Below are 21,525 nucleotides of genomic sequence, written 5' to 3'. Positions count from 1 at the left end.
GGCATTGGAAGGGGGTTCCAGGCTTGAGGACGATCAGGTGTTTCCTGTCGATGCCGGTGGCGTTGCCGTGCCTCGGGCTTGCGAATGCCGGCGCGGTGACGCTCGATCCCAGCGTCGCCGTCACCGATCCGGCCACGTTGCAGGCGCTGGAGCGCGGCGGCCTGTCGATCAGCCATTTGCTCGGTCCCACGCTCGGCCTCACCCGCGACGCCGACAATAGCAGCCAGTTTTCGGTGCCGGCGCTGGCCAGCGTGCGCGACACGGTCAAGCGCGAGATATCAGACGAGCCGAAGACCAGCGAAGGAAATTGGGCCGGTCCGGCGGTTCTATCAAACGCTGAACCGCCCTAGCCGCCTTCCAGGCTCCGCCAGAACTGGAGGACCGTTGCGGCGATCGCCTCCGGCGCGTCTTCCTGGACGAGATGCTTGGCGCCGGCGACTGTCTGAAACGTCGCACCGGGAATGCGCCGCGCCAGCTCCCGGCCGTCCTTTATCGGGATCCAATCGTCATTTTCGCCCCACAGGATGGTGACCGGACAGCGAATCTCGCCATATCGCCACTCCACTTCCTCCGTGTACTTGTCGTCCACCTGCGCGACTTGCCTCCAGAACGCCTTCTGGCCCTCGTCGCCAAGCCATGGACGCAGATAGGCCTGCATCTCGTCTGTGCGCAACGAATTGTCCGTCGCGCCATCGATGTAGGCCCGCAAGATCGCTTCGTGGACATATGCGGGCAGCCCGGCAAAAACCTTCTCGTTCTGCCTGGCTGCCTGGACCAGCGGCGAACCTTGCGGGCTGATCGCCACTGGATCGATCAGCACCATCGAGCGGAACTCCAACCGTTGAGCAGATGACCGCGCAGAGCGGTCGATCCGCCGAAATCATGCGCGACCACGTCGGGCCGTTCCAGCTTCCAGTGGGCATAGAGCGCCGCGAACAGCTCTTTCTGCATGCCACGCGACACATCGCCGTCCGGCTTGTCCGACCAGCCATAGCCAAGCATGTCGAAATAGTGGACGCGTCGCTGCTTCGCCAGCCATGGCGCGATGCGGCGCCACTCGACCGAGGAGAATGGCGTGCCGTGGAGAACGACGGCGGGCGGTCCTTCCCCCATGACGCCCCAGGCAATCGAATGTCCCTGAAAGACAAAGCGTTCAGGCGGGCGCCACTCGATGGTCATCCGCATCGGTCCAGAACTGCTGCCGCTTACTCTTTCTGCTTGGCGCCGGCGCTCTTGCCGTCGGAGCTTTTCGAGCGTTCCTCGAAACGATCGGCGCCTTTCTTCAGCGGATGTCCCGTTTCGGCCTCGGTCTTGCGCTCGTCCCTGGCGGCCGCCTGTTCCAATCCTGTGGCTGCCTGCTTGCCTTTTGCGGTCGGTGCCTGCTCGATGCCCATTGCTTCCTCCCTGGCGCGCGATAGGCGCGCAATGAGAGGGGAACGCGCATAAGCGCCGGCGGTTCCAGCGGCTAACATGGTCGAAAACGCGGCAATGAAGCGCTTCAGCGCGCCGTCATCGCCTTGCGGAACGCTTCCAGCGTCTCGGCGCTGACATGGTGTTCGATGCCCTCGGCATCGATGCGCGCCGTCTCGGCGCTGACGCCGAGCGAGCGCAGAAAGGCCTCGACCGTCTGGTGGCGGATGCGGCTTTCCTCTGCGACCTTGCGGCCGGCATCGGTCAGGAACACGCCGCGATAGGGCTTTCGCGACACCAGCCCGTCGGCGCATAGCCGCGTCAGCATCTTGGCCACCGTCGGTTGGGCGACGCCGAGGCGCGCGGCGATGTCGACCTGGCGCGCCTCGTTGCCGTCCTCGATCAGGTCGGCGATCAGTTCGACATAATCCTCGACCAGCGCGCTGCGGCGCGCTTCGCGCGTCTGCCGGAACCCTTCCGAATGGACATCGGCATCGAGCAACGGCTCACGCGGGACCGGTCTGTTCTTCAGCGCCAATGCGCGCTCCTCCTCGGGAGTTTGCCGTCCCTGCTTTTATAGCACGGGCTCTGATTCTTCAGGCCGTTTATTTGCATTCCGAGAGAGGCGCAACCGGCGTCTCCGGGGGCGTCATCCTCGCACGCACAGCGCGACATGCTAAAAAGCACCGACAATGAAATATAGCCTATTGCATAATGTTGAGCCATGGCATACCTTGAGGGCATCCTCCGGAAGTCGCGGAAAGCCTTTTCATGTCAGAAGCAGACGTCACAACCTCCCGGTCCGCATGGCGGTTCGCCAGACGGGATGAAGACGATCAGCCCAGCCTGCGCGAGGTCAACTCCTCCATCGCGGTGCCGACATCAGGCGTCTGGTTCCGCCGCTTGTTCGCCTTCATGGGTCCCGGCTACATGGTCTCGGTCGGCTACATGGACCCGGGCAACTGGGCGACCGACCTCGCCGGCGGCGCGCAGTTCGGCTACACGCTTTTGTTCATCATCATGCTGTCCAACCTGATGGCGATCCTGCTGCAGGCGCTGGCCGCGCGCCTTGGCATCGCCACCGGCCGCGACCTCGCCCAGGCCTGCCGCGCCTACTATCCGCGCCCCGTCAATCTCGTGCTGTGGATCGCCTGCGAACTCGCCATCATCGCCTGCGACCTCGCCGAGGTGATCGGCACCGCGATCGCGCTGCAGCTTTTGTTCGGCATCCCGCTGATCGGCGGCGCCATGCTCACCGCGCTCGACGCTTTCCTGGTTCTGCTCCTGATGAACAAGGGGTTCCGCTATCTCGAAGCCTTCGTCGTCGCGCTTTTGGTCATCATCTTCAGCTGCTTTGCCATCCAGATCTTCGTTGCCGCTCCGCCGGCCGGCACGATCCTGCATTCGATGTTCGTGCCGTCCTCCGAAATCGTCACCAATCCGGCGATGCTCTACATCGCCATCGGCATCATCGGCGCAACGGTGATGCCGCACAATCTCTACCTGCATTCCTCGATCGTGCAGACCCGCGCCTATGAGCGCACGGAGGCCGGAAAACGAGATGCCATCAAATGGGCGACGACGGACTCCACCATCGCCCTGATGCTGGCGCTGTTCGTCAACGCCGCCATCCTGATCGTCGCGGCCGTCGCCTTCCACGAAACCGGCCACCAGGATGTCGCCGAGATCGACCAGGCTTTCAAGCTGCTGTCGCCGCTGCTTGGCCTCGGCATCGCCTCGATCCTGTTTGCCGTGGCACTGCTGGCGTCGGGCTTGAATTCGACGGTGACGGCGACGCTCGCCGGCCAGATCATCATGGAAGGTTTTCTGCGCCTGCGCATCCCGAACTGGGCGCGGCGCCTGCTGACCCGCGGCCTCGCCATCATACCGGTGGTGGTCGTCACCGCGCTCTATGGCGAGAAGGGCACTGGCCAGTTGCTGGTCTTCAGCCAGGTGGTGTTGTCCATGCAGCTGCCTTTCGCGGTCGTCCCGCTGGTGCAGTTCGTGTCCGACAAGAAGAAGATGGGCAATCTCGCCATCCCGCGCGGCGTCGCCGCACTGGCCTGGGTGGTCGCGGCAATCATCCTGGTGCTCAATTTCAAGCTGCTCTACGACACCATGTTCGGGGTTGGCTGAAGTTCCGTTTAATCACGGGACAAACCGCCGGATCGCGCTATCTTCCCGATGCCATGAGCGAGCTCGAAGACATCCGGACATTCTACGCGCGGCTGATGGCGGTCAACGCCGCCTCATCGGACCCGCGCCTGGAAGAGGTGTTCGCCAGCGTACCGCGCGAGGCCTTCCTCGGCCCCGGCCCATGGACGGTCATCACCGGCAACGGCACGGTCACCACGCCAAGCGCCGATCCGGCCCACATCTGCCAGAACGTTCTGGTGGCGCTCGATACCGACAAGGGCATCAACAATGGCGAGCCCTTCCTGCACGCCATGTGGATCGGAAAACTCGCGCCAAAGCCTGGTGAGGCCATCACGCATATCGGCGCCGGCAGCGGTTACTACACAGCTTTGCTGGCCAAACTGGTTTCGCCATGCGGCACCATCACCGCCTTCGAGATCGACGAAAACCTGGCCGGGTTGGCGCGCAAGAATCTCGAAACCTACGGCAATGCGACCATTGTCCATGGCGATGCCGTGACGTCGCCGCTGCCGCCGTCCGACATCATTTATGTCAATGCCGGTGTCGTCGCCCCTCCCGCCGGATGGCTGAAAGCGTTGCGCCCCGGCGGCCGCATGATCTTCCCCTGGCGTCCCGCCGAGCGCGTCCCGCTGGCGATGCTGGTGACCCGCACCGAAAAGGGCTTTGCCTGCGATCCGTTCATGCGTGCCTGGTTCATCCCATGCTTCGGCGCCTCGCTCGCGGATCTTGCGGCGAAGATCCCGACACGCGAGCAGGCCACGCGCAGCCGCTCGATCTGGCTGGTCGAGGACAGGCAGCCGGACCGCACCGCCACGGCGATCTTCGAGCATGTCTGGTTCTCGTCGAAAGCCGTGAGCGTCCGCGGCTGACCTATCGAGGGCGGACCAAATCTCGCGGCCTTTGTCGGGACGGGCGCGGTTGCTCCGTCCTTGGGTTGAAGTCCGGCCGCGATGGCGTGGCCGCAAGCAAGGGAGAGCACAATGAGAAAGATCATCGCCGCGACCTTCGTCAGCCTCGATGGCGTCATGCAGGCGCCGGGAGGGCCGGAAGAGGATCCGGTCGGTGGCTTCGAATTCGGCGGCTGGACGTTCCACTATTTTGACGAGGTGGGAGGCGCGGCAATGGAGGAATTGTTCTCCAAACCCTTCGCCCTGCTGCTCGGCCGCAGAACCTACGACATCTTCGCCGCGTACTGGCCCTACCAGAAAGATCCGATCGCGGATGCGTTCAACCCCGCGACCAAGTATGTGGCGACCCATCGGCCGGATACTTTGACCTGGCAGAACACGCACGCGCTTGGGCCCGATATCATCACGGCTTTGCGTCGCCTCAAGCAGGAAGATGGACCTGACCTGCTCATCCAGGGATCTGGCGATCTCATTCAGACCCTGCTCGCCAACGGGCTGATCGACGAGATCCGGCTGATGATCTTCCCGCTGTTGCTGGGCAAGGGCAAGCGGCTGTTCGGCGAGGCCGCGATGCCGGCCGCTTTCAAGCTTGTCAAATCGCAGACTTCGACCACCGGCGTCATCATCGCGACCTATGAGCGCGCGGGCGAAATCAAGGTCGGCTCCTTTGTCACGGGCGAGCCATCCCAGGCCGAACTCGAGCGGCGCAAGAACTGGAAGTAAATTCGGGCATCAAGCAGCCTGCGATCGCCGCGCCAGCCCATCACGTATATGGCGTGCGAATTCCTGCGCCGCCGTGCTCACGCCATGCCTCGGCAGGTGCAGGTTGATGGCAAAATTCGGCAGCGGCGGCAGGCCGGTGTCGAACGGCAATATGTCGAGATCGGCTGGCACGGTGGCAGCGAGCCATGTGGTGACGGCGAGGTCGGAACGCACCGTCGCGGTCGTCGCGTCGATGTTGCCGTTCTCGAACACGCTGCGCCATTCCAGCCCATGCTCGTTAAGTGCCGCCAGCACCACCGGCCGGAAGGCGCAGGTGTCGGCAACGATCGAGACGGGCAATGGCCGCTTGGCGCGAGCCACCCCACCCCTTGCGCCGACCCAGACCAACCGATCGATGGCCAGGCATTCGCCAGAGGTCGGGCCGACCCGCTCCTCGATTACCGCGAGGTCGATGGTTCCGGCCGCCAGTGCCGCCGCCAGTTCCGGCGAGGAGGCGCAGACCAGCGATATCTCGACCTGCGGATAGGCCTCGGCATAGGCCTTCAGGACGGGAGCCAGCAAGGTGCCGACAAGGTCGTAGGGAACGCCGAGCCGCACCTGTCCGGCGACAGCGCTCCCCACCATCTCGGTCCATATCTCGTCATTGAGGCTGAGCAGGCGCCTTGCCTTGTCGAACAGCCGCTCGCCGGAATGGGTCAGCCGCAGACCGCGCCGGTCGCGCTCGAACAGCCCGCAGCCGAGCGTGTCTTCCAGCCGCTTGACCTGCTGGCTGACCGCGCCCTGAGTCAGGTGCAGCGCGTTGGCCGCCGCCGTCATGCTGGCCTTGTCGGCGACGGTGACGAAGGTGCGCATGAGACTGGTATCGAGATTGCGGATCATCATCAGCATTATAAATGCTAATGATCATCATCGCAAACATTGCATTTACTGATGTCACGCTCAGTCTACCATGAAGCCTCCGACAAAGGATGCTCCATGCTCCAGCCGATCCTGCCGCTCATCCTGTTTGCCTTCGTGGCTACCGCCACGCCCGGCATCGCCACGACCTTGTCGACCGCTTCCGGAGCGCAGTTCGGTTTTCGCCGTTCGGTACCGCTGATGATCGGCAGCGCCGCCGGCCTCGCTACCGTGACGGGGGCGGCCGCCGCCGGCCTCGCCAGCCTGCTGCTTGCGGTGCCTTCGCTGCAACTGGCGATGAAGGTGATCGGCTCGCTTTATCTTCTGTGGCTGGCGATCAAGATCGGTCGCGCAGGGCCACCCAACCTTGACGTCACCATGGCCAAACCGAACAGCTTCCTGGGCGGCGCCGGCATCCAGTGGATGAATCCCAAGGGCTGGGCGATGGGCCTGGGCGCGGCGGCTTCGTTCGCCGCCCTCGCCGACGGACCCGGACAACTCGCACTGCTGCTCGGCTCGACCTTTGGCCTCACCGCTGCCATCTCGCTGTCCGTCTGGTGCATCGCCGGCATGGTGCTGGCCAGGCTGCTCAAGGCCGAGTGGCAATGGCGCGCGCTCAACATCGCGCTGGCGCTGGTGCTCGCCGCCTCGATCATCCCGATGTGGTGGACGGCCTGACGGCCGGCCGCCACGTCAGCCTAAGCCGCGTAGCGCGGGGCCGGCTTGTCGGCGTGCAGGCTGCCATAGAAGGCCTGGCGGGCGCCGAGGAATGTGTCCAGCTTTCCCGTGTCGGCAAGCGCCGGCACGGTGACGGCCTCGCCCCTGGCCAGGCCAACAAGGGCGGCGTCGACCATATCGTCGGCGGTCATGACGATCTCCTTCGGCAACTGGTCGATATCACCGCCGGAAAGCTCCCAGAAATCGGTTCGGGTCGCGCCCGGCAGCACCACCTGCACCGTCACTCCGGTGCCCGCGACCTCGCGATGCAGGGCTTCGGTGAAGTTGACGACATAGGCCTTGGTGCCGCTGTAGATGCCGCCGAACGAGGTGTCGAAGGCCAGGACCGAGGCGATGTTGACGATTCCGCCCCGGTTGCGCGCCAGGAGCCCAGGCAGCACGGCACGTGTCAGCCGGGTCAGAGCCACGACATTGACCTTGATCATGCGCTCGGCCGCGTCGGCATCGGCGGTTGCCACCACTGCCTGACCGCCAAGGCCGGCATTGTTGACCAGCAGCGTCACGGTTTCGTCGGCTGATATCGACTGCTCGACACGGCGCACATCGCCGTCGTCGGACAGATCGGCGCTGATCACGCTCACGTTGCGGCCGTGGTCATGGCGCAACTTCTCGGCCAGCGCCTGCAGCCGGTCGGCACGGCGCGCCACCAGCACCAGGTCGTAGCCCTGCCCCGCCAGACGGTCCGCATAGACGGCGCCGATCCCCGATGAAGCGCCGGTGACGACCGCCGTGCCCTTGTTGTCATTCTTGCTCATTGTCACGTTCCTTGTGTTCGCTGTCTTCGGCCGCAGTGGATAAATATCGGCCGGCAAAGCTGTTATTCAAATTAGTGGTATATGCCACTTTTCTCGAAGTAGGTATATGCCACCATCTTGTCAACGGCGGCGGCGAAAACTATTTCTGCGGCAGGCTGGCGCACCTGCCAGGATAATTCCAGCAAGTGCCCAGCGGTTTTGCGTCCGGAATTGCGAACAGGACAGAGCATTGGAGGCGATGCGTTTCGCCGGAGATGCTCCACAAGGAGCGACCATGAGTGAAGCTGACGGATTTAGCCGTTGCAACAATGCCACCTTGCGGCGCACCGCACGCAGGCTCGGCCGGTTCTACGACGACGCGCTGGCGCCTTCCGGCCTGAAGGGCACGCAGTTCGGCCTGCTGTTCCAGATCAGTGTCGGCAGCGAGCCGGCGATGGGAGCCATTGCCGAGGCGCTGATCATGGATCTGTCGGCGCTCGGCCACACGCTGAAGCCCCTGGTCCGCGACGGCTATGTCGAAACCTTCCCCGACAAGGACGATCGCCGCGTCAAGCGCGTACGGCTGACGTCATCAGGACAGGCCAAGCTCGACGAGGCGATCAAGCTATGGAGCGTCGCCCAGCGGCAATTCGAGGCCATGATCGGCGCGGAGCAGGCCGCGAAACTGCGGGCCACGCTCGATGAAGTGGCTGCGTTGAAGCTGGAATTGCCCGCGGCCACTCCTTCCAGCTGAAGAAGCGGCCGCGAAAAAACAAGGATGCAAGCCTCGGAGCCGGCCTTATTCCGCCGGCATGGTGACGGCCCGGGCAAACACCCGCCCCGCCAGCACGATGCCGAGCCCGACGATCGGAAACACCGCCGCGACCAGACCGAGATCGGCGGGCGCGCCGTAGCGCAGCACGCCACCACCGACCACCGCGCCCACCGCCACGCCGAGATAGAGCGCCGAACCATTGAGCGACAGCACGATCGGGGCGGCGTCCGGCGCCAACTTGATGATGCGGCTGGCCTGCGCCGGCGGGAACGCCCAGCCGACGATGCCCCACGGCACCATCATCGCCATCAGCGCCGGTCCGGCAATGTGCTGCGGCAGGAAGGTCGGGATGACCGACAGCATGATCAGCATGGCGGCACTCAACGCCAGCGACCAGCCGACGGTGCGCGTGGCGCCGAAACGGTCGGCCGCCTGGCCGCCGGCAATGTTGCCGATGACGGCGCCGACGCCGAAGGCGAGCAGCATGCCGGGCAGCGCGATCTCGCTCAGCCCGCCGCCCTCGATGGCAAGCGGCGCGACATAGGCAAAGACGGTGAAGGCACCGACCAGCGCCAGCAATGTCGTCACCAGGATCGGCATCACGCCGGGACGCATGGCGGCCGCCAGCCGGCGCTTCAGCGGCAGCCTGGTGCCGATGATGCCGCGCGGCAGGCGGTACCACAGGATGGCGCCGGACAGCGCGCCAAGGCCGGCAATGGCATAGAAGGTGCCACGCCAGCCGGCGATGGCCGCGACAAGCGCGCCAAGCGGTGCACCGACAGCGACGGCCACCGTGGTGCCGCCGACGACAACGGCGATGGCACGGGCGCGGTGATGATCGTCCACCAGCGCCACCGCCGTGCCTTGCGCGGTCGCCGCGAACAGGCCCGACGACAGCGCCATGATGATGCGTGCGACGAGCAGCACTTCGAAGGATGAGCTCAAGGCGGCGACGACATTGCCGACGACGAAGAACACCAGCGTCCACAGGATAACGCGGCGCCGGTCCCATTCGCCGGTCAGCGTCGCCAGGATCGGCGTGCCCACGGCATAGGCGAGCGCGAAAGCGGTGATCAGCGAGCCGGCGAGCGGCACCGAGATGCCGGCATCCCTGGCGATATCGGGCAGGAGGCTGGAGATGACGAAGCCTTCGGTCGAGATCGCAAACGATCCGAGCGCAAGCCAGAAAATTCTCTTGTCCATGGGAAAGCGTCCTTAGTTCAAAAGTTATTGAACAATTGGACATAAAAGGGCATCATGTCAATGAAGCCAGGCCAAAATAGCATAACCATGCTGACAGCCCTGTGTCAGGACGGCCATGAACTGGAGAAACAGTGTGTATGGACCGGGCAGGATCGACGCGTTGAAATCGGCCCGAACTGTGCTTAGGTTCCAGCCATGACCTTGCCACACCCCAATACGGACCAGATCAGCCTGCCCATTGTGCTCGGCGTGCTCGGCGACCCGACGCGGCTTGCGATCGTGCGCTATCTCGCCAGCAAGGAAGGCGTGCCGCTGAACTGCAGCCGCTTCCTCGATCTCGGCTCCAAGACCAATCTGAGCTACCACCTCGCCAAGCTGCGTGAGGCCGGTGTCACCCGCGCCGAAGTGGTCGGTACCAACCGCATGATCACGCTGCGCCGCGCCGATCTCGACGCCCGCTTCCCCGGCCTGCTCGACAGCGTCATCGCCGCGGCCGCGGGCGACGCCGCCCTGCCGGCCGTCGGCGGCCACGACATCGAAGTGTCGGCCTGACGCATTTTCTTTCCCTCGCTAAGCGGGAGGAAATCATGTCCCTGTCAGGGTCGCCCTTTCGACCAGTCCTTCGCCAGCCTGTGGAGCCCCCTCGAAAATGCGCTTAGCCCGCTACGACATCGTTACCTTGGGCGGCGCCGGCCAGCCGGATCGCTTCGAGACGATCGCCGTCGAGTACACCACGAGGCGGCGGGCCGGTCCGCCGTCATGATTAGCCTCAATTTCCGGCTTACATGGCGGCGCGTCGTCCCTTATAGAATCGGCCTAACGTGTGGCAAGATGGCCGCGGCATGGAATTTCGAGTATCGGCGCACGGCCAGATGATGAGGCGCACAGTTACGCTCCGAACAGGTTTGCATGCGCTGGTTGCGGTTCCGCTGCTGATGGCGGCGTGGCCGGCTGTTGTCCCGGCCCATGCGGAAGAAGGTCCCTTTATCTCCGTTGTCACCGGGCTCGCCCCCGACGACCTGCTCAATGTGCGCGCCAAGCCGTCGGCGATCGGCAAGACCGAGGCCCGCTTGGCGGCCGGTGCGAGCGTACGGAATCTCGGCTGCAACGACATTGACGGTCATCCCTGGTGCAAGATCGAGTCTGACAATCCCAAAGCCACCGGCTGGGCTCCCGCGCGCTACCTCGTTCCCGTCAATCCGGCGACCGTGCCCGACGAGGCCGCGGATACGCCCGCCATGGCCACCGACGCCGCCGCGACGCCCGATGCACCCGACCTGACCGCTCGGCTGGGTGATGCGAACCAACCAGCCAGCCCCGAAGCCCCGCCGAAATCCGCGGCGGAGATCGCCATGCAGGATGCCTATGGCCTGGCGCTGGCTGCGGCTGAAAACGGACCCGCGGCCGAAGAGCCAACCGGGGCCACGGCCGGCGATGCCGGCCTGCAAATTCCCTGCGCCCGCTACGTTGGACAGCCCATGGCGCCTTGCGCGGCGAGCGTGACGCACAAGGGCACGGACAAGGCCGACGTCACCGTGACCTGGCCCGATGGCGGCAGCCGCGTCATCTCCTTCACTGCCGGCCTGCCGGCAAGCTCGGACGCCGGCAGCGACTTCCGCTTCACCCGGGAAGGCAAACTCAACATGATCCGCATCGGCGTGTCGGAGCGGTTCGAGATCACGGACACGGTGGTGCTGGGGGATTAGAGTTCGGCGACTTTTGCCGTGGCTGCCTGATTGCTGGAGTTTGCGCCGCCCTCATTGCCCTGCCGGGCATTTCTCTCCGTATAATGACGGGGAGAAAGATGCTGGCCGCAACCTTGCGTTCTTCTTGCAACAGCGGTGATTGGCGACACCGGCGACGGCAGCACCCCTCTCCCCGTCGCTATACGGGGAGAGGATGCCGGCAGGCAGGTGAGGGGCAGCGCCAACGCACTGCAAGATACCTATTCAAACCCAACGCGCGCGCCCAGCCTGTGCAGCCCCGCCCAATCCCGCATTTTCGGGGTTACATCGGGCAAAACTCTTCCCTATAAGGCCCTCCTAGCCTGATACCAGAATCGCGAGCACAACCGGCCGGGTCTTCCCGTCCCGGTTTTTTGTGCAAGCCCGCTGCCGAACGGAATTCATAGACATGCCCAGACGCACCGACATCAAGTCGATCCTGATCATCGGGGCCGGCCCCATCGTCATCGGCCAGGCCTGCGAATTCGACTATTCCGGCACCCAGGCCTGCAAGGCGCTGAAGGAAGAGGGCTTTCGCGTCATCCTGGTCAATTCCAACCCGGCCACCATCATGACCGACCCGGAACTGGCCGACGCCACCTATATCGAGCCGATCACCCCCGAAGTGGTGGCCAAGATCATCGCCAAGGAGCGGCCCGACGCGCTCTTGCCGACCATGGGCGGCCAGACCGCGCTCAACACCGCTTTGTCGCTGCGCCGCATGGGCGTGCTGGAGCGCTATCAAGTAGAGATGATCGGCGCCGACGCGCATGCCATCGACAAGGCCGAGGACCGCGCGCTGTTTCGCGAGGCGATGAAGACGATCGGATTGGAAACACCGAAGTCGATGCTGGCCAACGCCACCGACGTCAAGAACGCCGACCGCAAGACGCATGAGGCCGAGCGCGCCGCGCTGAAGGCCGAGAAGCCGGACAATCTCGACGCCGAACTCGACGCGCTGGAAACCCGCTGGAACCTCGGCGAAGGCGACCGCAAGCAGCGCTACATCAGCCATGGCATGGCGATCGCGGCCCAGGCGCTCGACCATGTCGGCCTCCCGGCCATCATCCGCCCGTCCTTCACCATGGGCGGCACCGGCGGCGGCATCGCCTACAACAGGGCCGAATTCTACGACATCGTCCAGTCCGGCCTCGACGCCTCGCCGACCACCGAAGTGCTGATCGAGGAAAGCGTGCTGGGCTGGAAGGAGTATGAGATGGAGGTCGTCCGCGACAGAGCGGACAATTGCATCATCGTCTGCTCGATCGAGAACATCGACCCGATGGGCGTGCACACGGGCGACAGCATCACCGTTGCCCCGGCGCTGACCTTGACCGACAAGGAATACCAGATGATGCGCAACGCCTCGATCGCGGTGCTGCGCGAGATCGGCGTCGAGACCGGCGGCTCCAACGTGCAGTTCGCCGTCAACCCGGCCGATGGCCGTCTCGTCGTCATCGAGATGAACCCGCGCGTCTCGCGCTCGTCCGCGCTCGCCTCCAAGGCGACCGGCTTCCCGATCGCCAAGATCGCCGCCAAGCTTGCTGTCGGCTACACGCTGGACGAGCTGGAGAACGACATCACCGGCGGCGCCACGCCCGCCTCGTTCGAGCCGAGCATCGACTATGTCGTGACCAAGATCCCGCGCTTTGCGTTTGAAAAATTCCCCGGCGCCGAGCCGGTGCTGACCACGGCCATGAAGTCGGTCGGCGAAGTCATGGCCATCGGCCGCACCTTCCAGGAGTCTTTGCAGAAGGCGCTGCGCGGTCTCGAAACCGGCCTCACCGGCCTGGACGAGATCGAGATCCCCGGCCTTGGCGCAACCAACAGTGCCGATGACCGCAACGCCATCCGCGCCGCTCTGGGCACGCCGACGCCTGACCGGCTGCGCATGGTGGCGCAGGCGATCCGCATGGGCACCTCGCTGGAAGACGTGCACGCCATGTGCAAGATCGACCCCTGGTTTCTCGAACAGATCGCCGGCATCGTCGCCATGGAAGCCCGCATTCGCGAGCACGGCATTCCGGGTGACGCCGTCAATCTGCGCATGCTGAAGGCGATGGGCTTCTCCGACGCCCGCCTCGCCTCACTGACGAAGACCGACGCCGAAGTCGTTCAGAAGACTCGCGAAAAGCTCGACGTTCATCCGGTTTATAAGCGCATCGACACCTGCGCGGCCGAATTCGCCTCGCCCACCGCCTACATGTACTCGACCTACGAAGTGCCCTTCGCCGGCGCGCTCGCCAACGAGGCGCAGGTCTCGGCGCGCAAGAAGGTCGTCATCCTCGGCGGCGGCCCGAACCGCATCGGCCAGGGCATCGAGTTCGACTATTGCTGCTGCCATGCCGCGTTCGCGCTGCGCGACGCCGGCTATGAAGCGATCATGATCAACTGCAACCCCGAAACCGTGTCGACCGATTACGACACGTCGGACCGGCTCTATTTCGAGCCGCTGACGGCGGAGGACGTGCTGGAGATCCTGCGCGCCGAGCAGGCCTCGGGCGAGCTGGTCGGCGTCATCGTCCAGTTCGGCGGCCAGACGCCGCTGAAGCTGGCCGACGCGCTGGAGAAGGCCGGCATTCCGATCCTCGGCACCTCGCCCGACATGATCGATCTCGCCGAAGACCGCGACCGCTTCCAGAAGCTCCTGCATAAGCTGAACCTCAGCCAGCCGAAGAACGGCATCGCCTATTCGGTCGAGCAGGCCCGCCTCGTCGCCGGCGAGCTCGGCTTCCCGCTGGTGGTGCGCCCCTCCTATGTGCTCGGCGGCCGCGCCATGCAGATCATCCATGACGAGGGCATGCTGCAGTCCTATTTGCTCGACACCGTGCCCGGCCTGGTGCCGGAGGACATCAAGCAGAAATACCCCAACGACAAGACCGGCCAGATCAACACACTGCTGGGCAAGAACCCGCTTTTGTTCGACACCTATCTCTCAGGCGCCATCGAGGTCGATGTCGACTGCCTGTGCGACGGCAAGGCGACCTTCGTCTCCGGCATTCTCGAACACATCGAGGAAGCCGGCATCCATTCGGGCGACAGCGCCTGCTCGCTGCCGGTTCACTCGCTGCCCTCGGAACTGGTCGATGAGCTGGAACGCCAGACGGCGGCTCTTGCCCGCGCGCTCAATGTCGGCGGGTTGATGAACGTGCAATACGCGATCAAGGACGGCACGGTCTATGTGCTGGAGGTCAACCCGCGCGCGTCGCGGACCGTGCCCTTCGTCGCCAAGACCATCGGGCGTCCGATCGCGAAAATCGCCGCCCGCATCATGGCCGGTGAGACGCTGGAAGACGCCTTCGCCCATTACGGCGCCATGCCTGACCCGCGCAACCCCGGCCACATCGCGGTCAAGGAAGCCGTCTTCCCCTTCGCCCGCTTCCCCGGCGTCGACATTCTGCTCGGCCCGGAAATGCGCTCCACCGGCGAGGTCATGGGCCTCGACCGCGATTTCGCGCTCGCCTTCGCCAAGAGCCAGCTCGGCGCCGGCGTCGACCTGCCCCGCTCCGGCACGCTGTTCGTCTCGGTGCGCGACGAGGACAAGAAAGGCATATTGCCGGCGGTCAAGCGCCTCGCCGGCCTCGGCTTCAAGGTGCTGGCCACCTCGGGCACGCAACGCTTCCTCGCCGAAAACGGCGTCGACGCCCAGAAGATCAACAAAGTCCTGGAAGGCCGCCCCCACATCGAAGACGCCATCCGCAACCGCCAGGTCCAGATCGTCTTCAACACGACGGACGGCCAGAAGGCGGTGTCGGACTCCAAGTCGCTGCGGCGTGCGACGCTGATGCAGAAGGTGCCGTATTACACGACGCTGTCTGGGGCTGCTGCGGTGGCCGAGGCGATCGCGGCGCTGAAGGCGGGGAGCCTGGAGGTCAGGCCGCTGCAGGAGTATTTTGCTTGAGGTGATTAGCTAATCTCCCCCCTCGTGGGGGCGATGGCCGGCAGGCCAGAGGGGGGCGCTGTCCCGCCGACGCCGCGCTCGTTCCACTTATCTACACCAAACGCAACCCTACGCTTCCCAGCAGATGTTCTGGGATACGTGGCGTGCTGACCAAAAAACAGTGCAGAGTACGTAGAAAAAGCCGCGGCTCGCTGTTGCAGCTACTTGAAGTAGTTCCTATTGTGCTCGACACGCCCGAGGTCCGGCAGTAACAATGTCCTAAAAGTGGCGGCCTGCAATCTTATTCTCCTCGGAGCCTGAGATGCAGTGCTGGGGGGGGAATCATGTCGTCGCAGGTCGATCAAAACGCTTCAATGCAGAGCGAAAATTTTTCCAAATTCTTAGAGCAATTTTCTCCGCTCGAAGCACCTCACATCCTACTGATCACCGACCATAGGACTGGGGCTCGCTATTGCGAGTGCCATGTCAAAGCCAACAGAATCATTGCGCTCGGTACAACCGATGTTCCTCTCGATCCAGAAGAACAGGCGGAATATCGTGCGAATCGACAAATTGTTGAAAACGCTCCCGCGTACGCAAGAATGATGGAAGATGCAAAGCAACGTCGTAGCTTCAGCAACATAGTTGGCGAATTTACACTTGAATTCGACAAACCCCATCCTCTTAAAATTATTGGCGGACAGCATCGGTTCGAAGCTATACGATCAGCTCTTGCGAATGGAATAGATGAATACCACGGCGTCAAGGTATATTTCGATCTAAAAATGGACCAGAGATTAGATGTTCAACTAATTTCGAACACTAATATCGCGATATCAGGAGATCTTTTTGATCGAATGCATGAGACGGCAATGGGTCCGCAATTGCGTGACTGGTTTCAATTGGTTGGAATGCTCAATTCTGGTCAGGATTTCGCAGATCGGCGCTCGCGCGGCGGGCCCATATCAGTTCAGTTGGCAAGAACATTTATCTTAAACTATTTTCACGGCGCTGGAGTTGACGCCAAAAAATTCGATCTTACCGAGACTACTCCGGAACTCTGCCCTACAGGCGTGGCTGATCCGGAGTGGGAAGCTCTCAGGGACTCTAAAAAAGATAATCTTTGGACCGATCCTGGGTTGATACTCGCCGGAAACGAGTTCGCAGCGCTAACTAAAGCACAGCGAGCAGCGTTCGTTAAAGGCTCGAAGAAATTTCCACCTGACTATCCGGAAAAGGCGACAAATCCGGCGGTTGTTGCGGCCTGGGCCTTTATCGCCGGCATGCTTCGTAATAACGAGGTGCGACTGAAGCGGCACTATGACCTAGCGGCTTCTAGTGGGCATGATCCGCTGAATGTCGCAGCCTTGGTAAAGGGAAGACACAAAACGGATACAGAGCAATATCGCGGGCTCGGATATCGAACAGATCCAAAAGAACGAGGCCGGTTTGCTGAATTATTTTTCCTTCAGTCCGAAAACGGAGAAGGGATTTCGAAGTCCAATATTGACGTTGCAATAGCAAAATATCACGCCAAGGTAGCCACATTGGAAGTCGAAAAGCTAAAAGCCAAAGCGGTCAATGGCTGAGATTGATATATTTGCTACTCTTCTTTTGGAAGAGGCGAAAAGATTTCTCGAAAACGCTAGCGCGACCGATGACGAGGTTCGACGGGACGCCTGCTTACATGCAGCCTTGATGCTCGGGTTTTCCTCGCTTGAGGCGCACGTGAACGCGATATGCGAGGAACTCGCAATCCGACCCGAATTTTCGGTACACGAACGTGCGTTTCTACTTGAGCAAGAGGCCCGACTTGAAAACGGCCAATTCAAGCTTAATGGCTTGAAGATGACCCGGCTTGAAGACCGAATAACTTTTTTACATAGACACTTCTCTGGCCAACCTCTCGACAAGCAGGCGAACTGGTGGAGCGCGCTGGGGAATTCGATTAAGCTCCGAAACAAGCTAACACATCCAAAAGGTATCCCGCTGATTACAATAGCCAGTGTAAAAAGTGCAATTAGTTCAATTGTTGACGCAATTGACTCGCTCTATCAGACTATTTACAAAAAGCCATTTTCTGCAGCCAGTCGAGCACTGCAGTCGAAACTTTCATTCTAAGTCGTGCTCTGCAACTGGATCGTTTATCCATCGGGAACTGAGGATTGTCGAAGCTCGAAAAGCCAAACAATTGGCTTTTTCGTCCGCTATGCGGCCTGCCCTCACCCCACCGCCACGCACTCAATCTCGATATCAAACTCCATCGGCCATGACGCCACCGGCACGAAACTCCTTGCCGGTGGGTTCACGCTGAAATACCGGGCATACACCCTGTTTATCGCGTTGTAGAAGCCGGAATTGACGGCATAGATGCGCACCATCACGACGTTTTCCAGCGAGGTGCCGGCCACTTCAAGGCAATGTTTCAGCGCCTTCAGCGAGGCCTCGGTCTGGACCTCGATGTCGCCGCGCACCATCTCGCCGGTCACCATGTCCACCGGCGGCGTCGCCGAGATGAACACGAAACCGTTGGCCCTCACCGCCGTCGAACAGGGCAGGCCGAGCGCCCGCACCTTGTCCGACATGACGGGCACTTCGATGACTTCTTTTTTCATGGGTGTCCTCCCTGGGTTGGCAGGGCTGGCGCCAACCCCCCTCACCCAGCCTCCGCTTCGCTCGGCTGACCTCTCCCCAGAGGGGAGAGGAGATTACGAGCGCCAGCGCCAATCTCTTCTCCCCAGCGGGGAGAAGGTGGACGCGAAGCGGCCGGATGAGGGGGCTGGCGCCGACTCCCGCGGTTATTGGCAGCTTATCCCGGCACGGGCGGAATGCCAGCGCCGACGCATGGTCCAGCCCTCACCCCTGCCCTGGATAAGGCGTGCCGTCCTTGTGCAGGAAGCGCCCGTCCGAACTCGGGCTCATCATGTCGATGTCGGAGCAGGTGATGACATCGTCTGGATTGCGCGAGCCGACTTCCAGGTAGCGCGCCGTAACCGGCGAGCGGTTGATCATGTGATGGCCGTTGCCGCTGTTCTTGGCGAAGGCAGCACTGTCGCCGGCCTTGAGCAGCGTCTCCGCGCCATCCTCGACCAGCACCAGTTCGCCTTCCAGCACATAGACGAACTCGTCCTCGTGGCTGTGCCAGTGACGCTGGCTCGACCAGCCGCCGGGTGGCAATGTCGTCAGGTTGACGCCGAAATCGGTAAGCCCGCCGGCATCGCCAAGGCGCCGGCGCGTGCGGTCGGCGCAAGGGGCGTCGAAGGGTGCGGGGTAGCCCGAGCCCTTGCGCCCGGGCACGGATGCGAGGTCGATCCTGGGCATGGGGTGCTCCCGAGGTGAGGCGGCAGTGTAGCGCATGGCCGGTGGAGGCACAGGGCCTTCTTGCGGCTGCTGGTTTGCCAGAGGTAGAGCGCCTGACACCCCAACTTCGTCATCCTAGGGCGAAGCAGCCGCGGAGCGGCGTCGCGGAGACCCCAGGATCCATGCCGCGACATCAATCGGGGACGCAGCGGAACAGAATTACGAACTGTAGCGACGCTTTGAAGTCCCGGCATGGATCCCTTGGGCTGCGGAGCAGCTCCAGGGGTCTGCGCCGCGTCGCTGCGCTCCTTGCTCCGCCCGTGGATGACGAAATGAAGGAGGTCTCCACCAACCAGAAGGATGGCCTGTCCTTGACCGAACAGCTCGCCCAGCCCCTAATGCGCCGCGCCGAGCTCTTTCACGTGCTTCTCGTGCATCTTCAGCGTCGGCAGCGTCTTCTTGGCGAATTCCTTCAGCGCGGGGTCGTCGCCCGATTTCGCATAGGTGCTGAACAGGGCGACCGCCTGCTTGTGGGCCTCGGTCTGCATCATGACGTATTTCTCATCGAACGCCTTGCCGGTGGCGGCTTTGAGCTGGTCCAGCATCTGCTGGTCCTTGGGCTGCAGCGCGGGTCCGGCGGGCCTGATCGAGGCGGTGGTCTGCCCCTTGCTCAGCGCCTGCTTGAAGTCCTCGCCGGCCTTGGTGTGGTCCTTGATCATCTGGCCGGCGAAGGCCTTGACGTCGGCCGAGGCGGATTTCTGTTCGGCCAGCTTGCTCGACTGGATCTCGAATTCATTGGCACTGGGCACTGTGGCGACAAAGGTCGGGGTGTCGACCTTGCTGTCGGGCAACATGGGCGCGACCGCGTTCGAGTTGGTGCCGTTCGTCTGGGCAAGGGCGGCGGGCGCGACGGCGGTCAGCGCGACGGCGGCCATGGTCAGGAGCATTTTCATCTGGCGTCTCCGATCGGAATGGTTCCCTCGAGGAGTCCAACGCCGCAGATGCGGCGAGGTTGCCAGCCGTGTCCCTTCCCGTCGCGCCGTAGAAGGGAAAGCAGCCTTGCGACCGCGGCAGGATCTACGGACGACGAGGCCCCAGCAGAAAGGCTGTCATCGTCGCGCTCACGCACGCCACCGCCAACAAGGGGACGAAGCCCGAAGAGCCGGGCCTTCGGCGCATTGGAACAAGGCTTTCCGGAGCCGGAGCATTTTGAACCAAACCGTCCAGGTCGGACCTGCCCCCCCGTCGAACGGAATAGGCGCGCGTCAACTCCGCACCGAGCAGAAAGATTTCCGATGAATAATAGACCCAGAGCAGTATGACGAGCAGCCCTCCGGCCGCACCATAGGACGATGCGATCGCACTCGTGCCGATATACCAGCCGATAAGCGACTTTCCCAACGTGAACAGAGCGGCGGTCACCACGGCACCGATCCCGACATCCCGCCACTGCAAGGCACGGTCCGGCAGCACTTTGTAGATCGCGGCAAACATCACCGAGATCAGGGAAAAGGAAATCAGGGTGTTGATGGCGCTCAGAACAAATTGGCCGAACGGCAGATAAGCGCTGATCACGCTGCCCAGAGCCGAGATCGCCGCGCTCGCCGCCAGGGATATCAGCAACATAAAGCCGAGGGCGGCGACCAGGCCCAGACTTGCCGCACGCGCGCGCAAGAGACGCGACAGCGAATCCCCTTTCGCTTCAACCTTCCATATTGCATTCAGGGCCTGCTGCATCTCGCCAAACACCGCTGAGGCGGTGACGAGCAGCGTGGCCACGCCGATCAGGGCCGCCAGGGTCCCCGATGATTTGCTGGATGCCCCTTCGAGCGCCGTCTGAAGCAGCGCCGCGCTTTCCCGGCCCATCAGCCCCGATGTCTGTGCAGACAAGGCCAACTGTGCCGCGTCATGACCAAAAGCGATGCCGGCTATCGCGACGACGATTATCAGGACCGGGGCCAGCGACGTGGCGGCATAAAACGCCATCGCCGCGCCATGGCTAAGGGCATTGTCGTTGACAAAGCCAACCACGCTTTCTCGCACCAAGTCCCATACGTCTTTAATTGCAGGGCGCACGTCTAATCCGTGAAAGGGGTCGCAAACCGTCTCCTATCAATGCAGCGGATCTTCCGATGTTCCAGCAGCCACGTGAAGCGCGGATCAAGGACACGGGTCAAACACAAGGCATCGCCGGCGAGCCCGCCTGCCTCATCGAACAGGCCGACGGCGACCATGTGCTGAAGAGCCACTCGGAACTGAAGCGTGCGGACCGAGCGGCTTCAGTGGCAGCACGCCTCGCCATATTGCAGCTGCTCGCCGAAATTCGGCCGGCCCTCCGGCGTGAAATCCATCAGGTTCCACAGGATCTCACAGGTGCCGATGGCGCGCGGGTCCTGGCCGGGCTCGGTCGGCGCGAAGCCGAGTTCCGACGACGAGAAATGCCTGATGCCGTCAGCGTCGCGGTGGAACACCGACAGCAGCGGAATCTGCGCGCCGTCGGCATCCTCGGCATTGTAGTCGCGCTTGAAGCTGTTGTTGGCCGACGACACCAGCCGCATGTTGCGCCAGCCGCGATCGCGGCCGAGCGTGACGAGGTTTTCCAGCGCCGTCTTGGCCACCACGGCGAAGTTGAAGCCGGCCGCTTCGAGATGGCCGACCGCGCCGTCGAACTGGTCGAGCAGGGCGGTGCAGGACGGGCATGGCTGGTCGGGCCGGGCGAGCTTTGCCGTGCCGCCGCTGGTCGCGACGTCGCGCGTCTCCCGCGGATGGCGCGGGAACATCATGTTGTAGAGGATCAGCGTGTTCTTGCCGGCCGCGAACAGCTCCGACAGTTTTATCCTGGCGGGCTTGCCGGCTTCATCGAGCCCGTCGAATACATAATCCTGCGGCACCAGCCCGCCCGGCGGCAGCGCGCGACGTGCCTCGGCCACGGCTTCCATGGCCCGGCGCAGCTCGATTTCCTTGTTCAGCAGCTTTTCGCGCGCGGTGCGGTATCTGGCGGATTCGTTGGGAAAGGTGATCATGATCGGCTCCTTGGTTCCGCGCGCCGGCGTCCCGGCGCGGTTGCTCTGCGACC

At 63.1% G+C, this 21,525-nt stretch carries 23 protein-coding genes; 11 read left to right on the top strand and 12 right to left on the bottom strand.

Annotated elements, in window-relative coordinates:
* Window positions 1-23: 23 nt before the first annotated feature.
* Window positions 24-350 carry a hypothetical protein gene (locus MESAU_RS11425; RefSeq protein WP_224622957.1) on the top strand — a complete coding sequence of 109 codons (327 nt, stop codon included), beginning with the start codon at window positions 24-26 and terminating at the stop codon, window positions 348-350.
* Here the strand turns inward: MESAU_RS11425 and MESAU_RS32190 are convergent.
* The 4 genes from MESAU_RS32190 to mntR form a co-directional block, all read right to left on the bottom strand.
* The gene (locus tag MESAU_RS32190; RefSeq protein WP_263489241.1) at window positions 347-823 is read right to left on the bottom strand and encodes an alpha/beta fold hydrolase; all 477 of its coding nucleotides are present in this window, start codon (window positions 821-823) and stop codon (window positions 347-349) included. The genes MESAU_RS11425 and MESAU_RS32190 overlap by 4 nt on opposite strands.
* The gene (locus tag MESAU_RS32185; RefSeq protein WP_263489240.1) at window positions 814-1,179 is read right to left on the bottom strand and encodes an alpha/beta fold hydrolase; all 366 of its coding nucleotides are present in this window, start codon (window positions 1,177-1,179) and stop codon (window positions 814-816) included. The genes MESAU_RS32190 and MESAU_RS32185 overlap by 10 nt, the downstream gene beginning before the upstream one ends.
* Before the next feature lie 26 nt (window positions 1,180-1,205).
* Complete coding sequence (locus MESAU_RS11415) at window positions 1,206-1,394, bottom strand: hypothetical protein (RefSeq protein WP_015316201.1); 189 nt, start codon at window positions 1,392-1,394, stop codon at window positions 1,206-1,208.
* Window positions 1,395-1,498: 104 nt separating this feature from the next.
* Window positions 1,499-1,948 carry a manganese-binding transcriptional regulator MntR gene (gene mntR, locus MESAU_RS11410; protein WP_015316200.1) on the bottom strand — a complete coding sequence of 150 codons (450 nt, stop codon included), beginning with the start codon at window positions 1,946-1,948 and terminating at the stop codon, window positions 1,499-1,501.
* Between the two features lie 233 nt (window positions 1,949-2,181).
* On the opposite strand from mntR, the gene MESAU_RS11405 reads away from it, so the two are divergent.
* The 3 genes from MESAU_RS11405 (at window position 2,182) to MESAU_RS11395 (ending at window position 5,198) form a co-directional block, all read left to right on the top strand.
* Window positions 2,182-3,546 (top strand): Nramp family divalent metal transporter, encoded by a 1,365-nt coding sequence (locus MESAU_RS11405; RefSeq protein WP_015316199.1) that lies wholly within the window; start codon window positions 2,182-2,184, stop codon window positions 3,544-3,546.
* Window positions 3,547-3,599: 53 nt separating this feature from the next.
* Window positions 3,600-4,436, top strand: coding sequence for a protein-L-isoaspartate O-methyltransferase family protein (locus MESAU_RS11400; RefSeq protein WP_015316198.1), 837 nt, complete (start codon window positions 3,600-3,602; stop codon window positions 4,434-4,436).
* A gap of 111 nt (window positions 4,437-4,547) precedes the next feature.
* Window positions 4,548-5,198, top strand: a complete 651-nt coding sequence (locus tag MESAU_RS11395; RefSeq protein ID WP_015316197.1) for a dihydrofolate reductase family protein — start codon at window positions 4,548-4,550, stop codon at window positions 5,196-5,198.
* 9 nt (window positions 5,199-5,207) lie between these two features.
* Here MESAU_RS11395 and MESAU_RS11390 read toward each other — a convergent pair whose 3' ends face one another.
* A complete protein-coding gene (locus MESAU_RS11390; RefSeq protein WP_051041337.1) occupies window positions 5,208-6,077 on the bottom strand; it encodes a LysR substrate-binding domain-containing protein in 870 nt (289 codons plus the stop codon).
* Between the two features lie 96 nt (window positions 6,078-6,173).
* On the opposite strand from MESAU_RS11390, the gene MESAU_RS11385 reads away from it, so the two are divergent.
* Window positions 6,174-6,773, top strand: a complete 600-nt coding sequence (locus MESAU_RS11385) for a LysE family translocator (protein WP_015316195.1) — start codon at window positions 6,174-6,176, stop codon at window positions 6,771-6,773.
* A gap of 20 nt (window positions 6,774-6,793) precedes the next feature.
* On the opposite strand, the gene MESAU_RS11380 is transcribed toward MESAU_RS11385, so the two are convergent.
* Complete coding sequence (locus tag MESAU_RS11380) at window positions 6,794-7,588, bottom strand: SDR family NAD(P)-dependent oxidoreductase (protein ID WP_015316194.1); 795 nt, start codon at window positions 7,586-7,588, stop codon at window positions 6,794-6,796.
* Window positions 7,589-7,862: 274 nt separating this feature from the next.
* Here MESAU_RS11380 and MESAU_RS11375 point away from each other — a divergent pair, with 274 nt between their 5' ends.
* Window positions 7,863-8,321, top strand: coding sequence for a MarR family winged helix-turn-helix transcriptional regulator (locus MESAU_RS11375; protein ID WP_015316193.1), 459 nt, complete (start codon window positions 7,863-7,865; stop codon window positions 8,319-8,321).
* Window positions 8,322-8,366: 45 nt separating this feature from the next.
* Here MESAU_RS11375 and MESAU_RS11370 read toward each other — a convergent pair whose 3' ends face one another.
* Window positions 8,367-9,545: an MFS transporter gene (locus tag MESAU_RS11370; protein WP_015316192.1), complete on the bottom strand. Its 1,179-nt coding sequence runs from the start codon at window positions 9,543-9,545 to the stop codon at window positions 8,367-8,369.
* 195 nt (window positions 9,546-9,740) lie between these two features.
* Between MESAU_RS11370 and MESAU_RS11365 the strand changes: the two genes are divergently transcribed.
* The 5 genes from MESAU_RS11365 (at window position 9,741) to MESAU_RS11345 (ending at window position 17,270) form a co-directional block, all read left to right on the top strand.
* Window positions 9,741-10,097, top strand: a complete 357-nt coding sequence (locus MESAU_RS11365) for an ArsR/SmtB family transcription factor (RefSeq protein ID WP_015316191.1) — start codon at window positions 9,741-9,743, stop codon at window positions 10,095-10,097.
* A 320-nt stretch (window positions 10,098-10,417) separates the two neighbouring features.
* On the top strand, window positions 10,418-11,251 hold the full coding sequence (locus MESAU_RS11360) for an SH3 domain-containing protein (protein WP_015316190.1): 834 nt from the start codon (window positions 10,418-10,420) through the stop codon (window positions 11,249-11,251).
* A gap of 427 nt (window positions 11,252-11,678) precedes the next feature.
* On the top strand, window positions 11,679-15,170 hold the full coding sequence (gene carB / locus MESAU_RS11355) for a carbamoyl-phosphate synthase large subunit (RefSeq protein WP_015316189.1): 3,492 nt from the start codon (window positions 11,679-11,681) through the stop codon (window positions 15,168-15,170).
* A gap of 323 nt (window positions 15,171-15,493) precedes the next feature.
* Window positions 15,494-16,738 (top strand): hypothetical protein, encoded by a 1,245-nt coding sequence (locus MESAU_RS30020; RefSeq protein WP_015316188.1) that lies wholly within the window; start codon window positions 15,494-15,496, stop codon window positions 16,736-16,738.
* Window positions 16,731-17,270 (top strand): hypothetical protein, encoded by a 540-nt coding sequence (locus MESAU_RS11345; RefSeq protein ID WP_041163333.1) that lies wholly within the window; start codon window positions 16,731-16,733, stop codon window positions 17,268-17,270. The genes MESAU_RS30020 and MESAU_RS11345 overlap by 8 nt, the downstream gene beginning before the upstream one ends.
* 101 nt (window positions 17,271-17,371) lie before the next feature.
* Here the strand turns inward: MESAU_RS11345 and MESAU_RS11340 are convergent, their stop codons facing one another.
* From MESAU_RS11340 to MESAU_RS11320, 5 genes are all read right to left on the bottom strand, one after another.
* A complete protein-coding gene (locus tag MESAU_RS11340) occupies window positions 17,372-17,764 on the bottom strand; it encodes a Rid family hydrolase (RefSeq protein ID WP_015316187.1) in 393 nt (130 codons plus the stop codon).
* 241 nt (window positions 17,765-18,005) lie between these two features.
* Window positions 18,006-18,470, bottom strand: coding sequence for a cupin domain-containing protein (locus tag MESAU_RS11335; RefSeq protein ID WP_015316186.1), 465 nt, complete (start codon window positions 18,468-18,470; stop codon window positions 18,006-18,008).
* 374 nt (window positions 18,471-18,844) lie between these two features.
* Window positions 18,845-19,402 carry a DUF4142 domain-containing protein gene (locus MESAU_RS11330; protein ID WP_015316185.1) on the bottom strand — a complete coding sequence of 186 codons (558 nt, stop codon included), beginning with the start codon at window positions 19,400-19,402 and terminating at the stop codon, window positions 18,845-18,847.
* Between the two features lie 124 nt (window positions 19,403-19,526).
* Window positions 19,527-20,525: a YihY/virulence factor BrkB family protein gene (locus tag MESAU_RS11325; protein ID WP_015316184.1), complete on the bottom strand. Its 999-nt coding sequence runs from the start codon at window positions 20,523-20,525 to the stop codon at window positions 19,527-19,529.
* Window positions 20,526-20,728: 203 nt separating this feature from the next.
* Window positions 20,729-21,472 carry a DUF899 family protein gene (locus MESAU_RS11320; protein ID WP_015316183.1) on the bottom strand — a complete coding sequence of 248 codons (744 nt, stop codon included), beginning with the start codon at window positions 21,470-21,472 and terminating at the stop codon, window positions 20,729-20,731.
* Between the last annotated feature and the right edge of the window lie 53 nt (window positions 21,473-21,525).

Origin of the sequence: Mesorhizobium australicum WSM2073 (assembly GCF_000230995.2) — a bacterium.
GTDB lineage: Bacteria > Pseudomonadota > Alphaproteobacteria > Rhizobiales > Rhizobiaceae > Mesorhizobium > Mesorhizobium australicum.
Note: the sequence above shows the minus strand (reverse complement) of the source record. Positions and strands in the feature narration are given on the sequence as shown.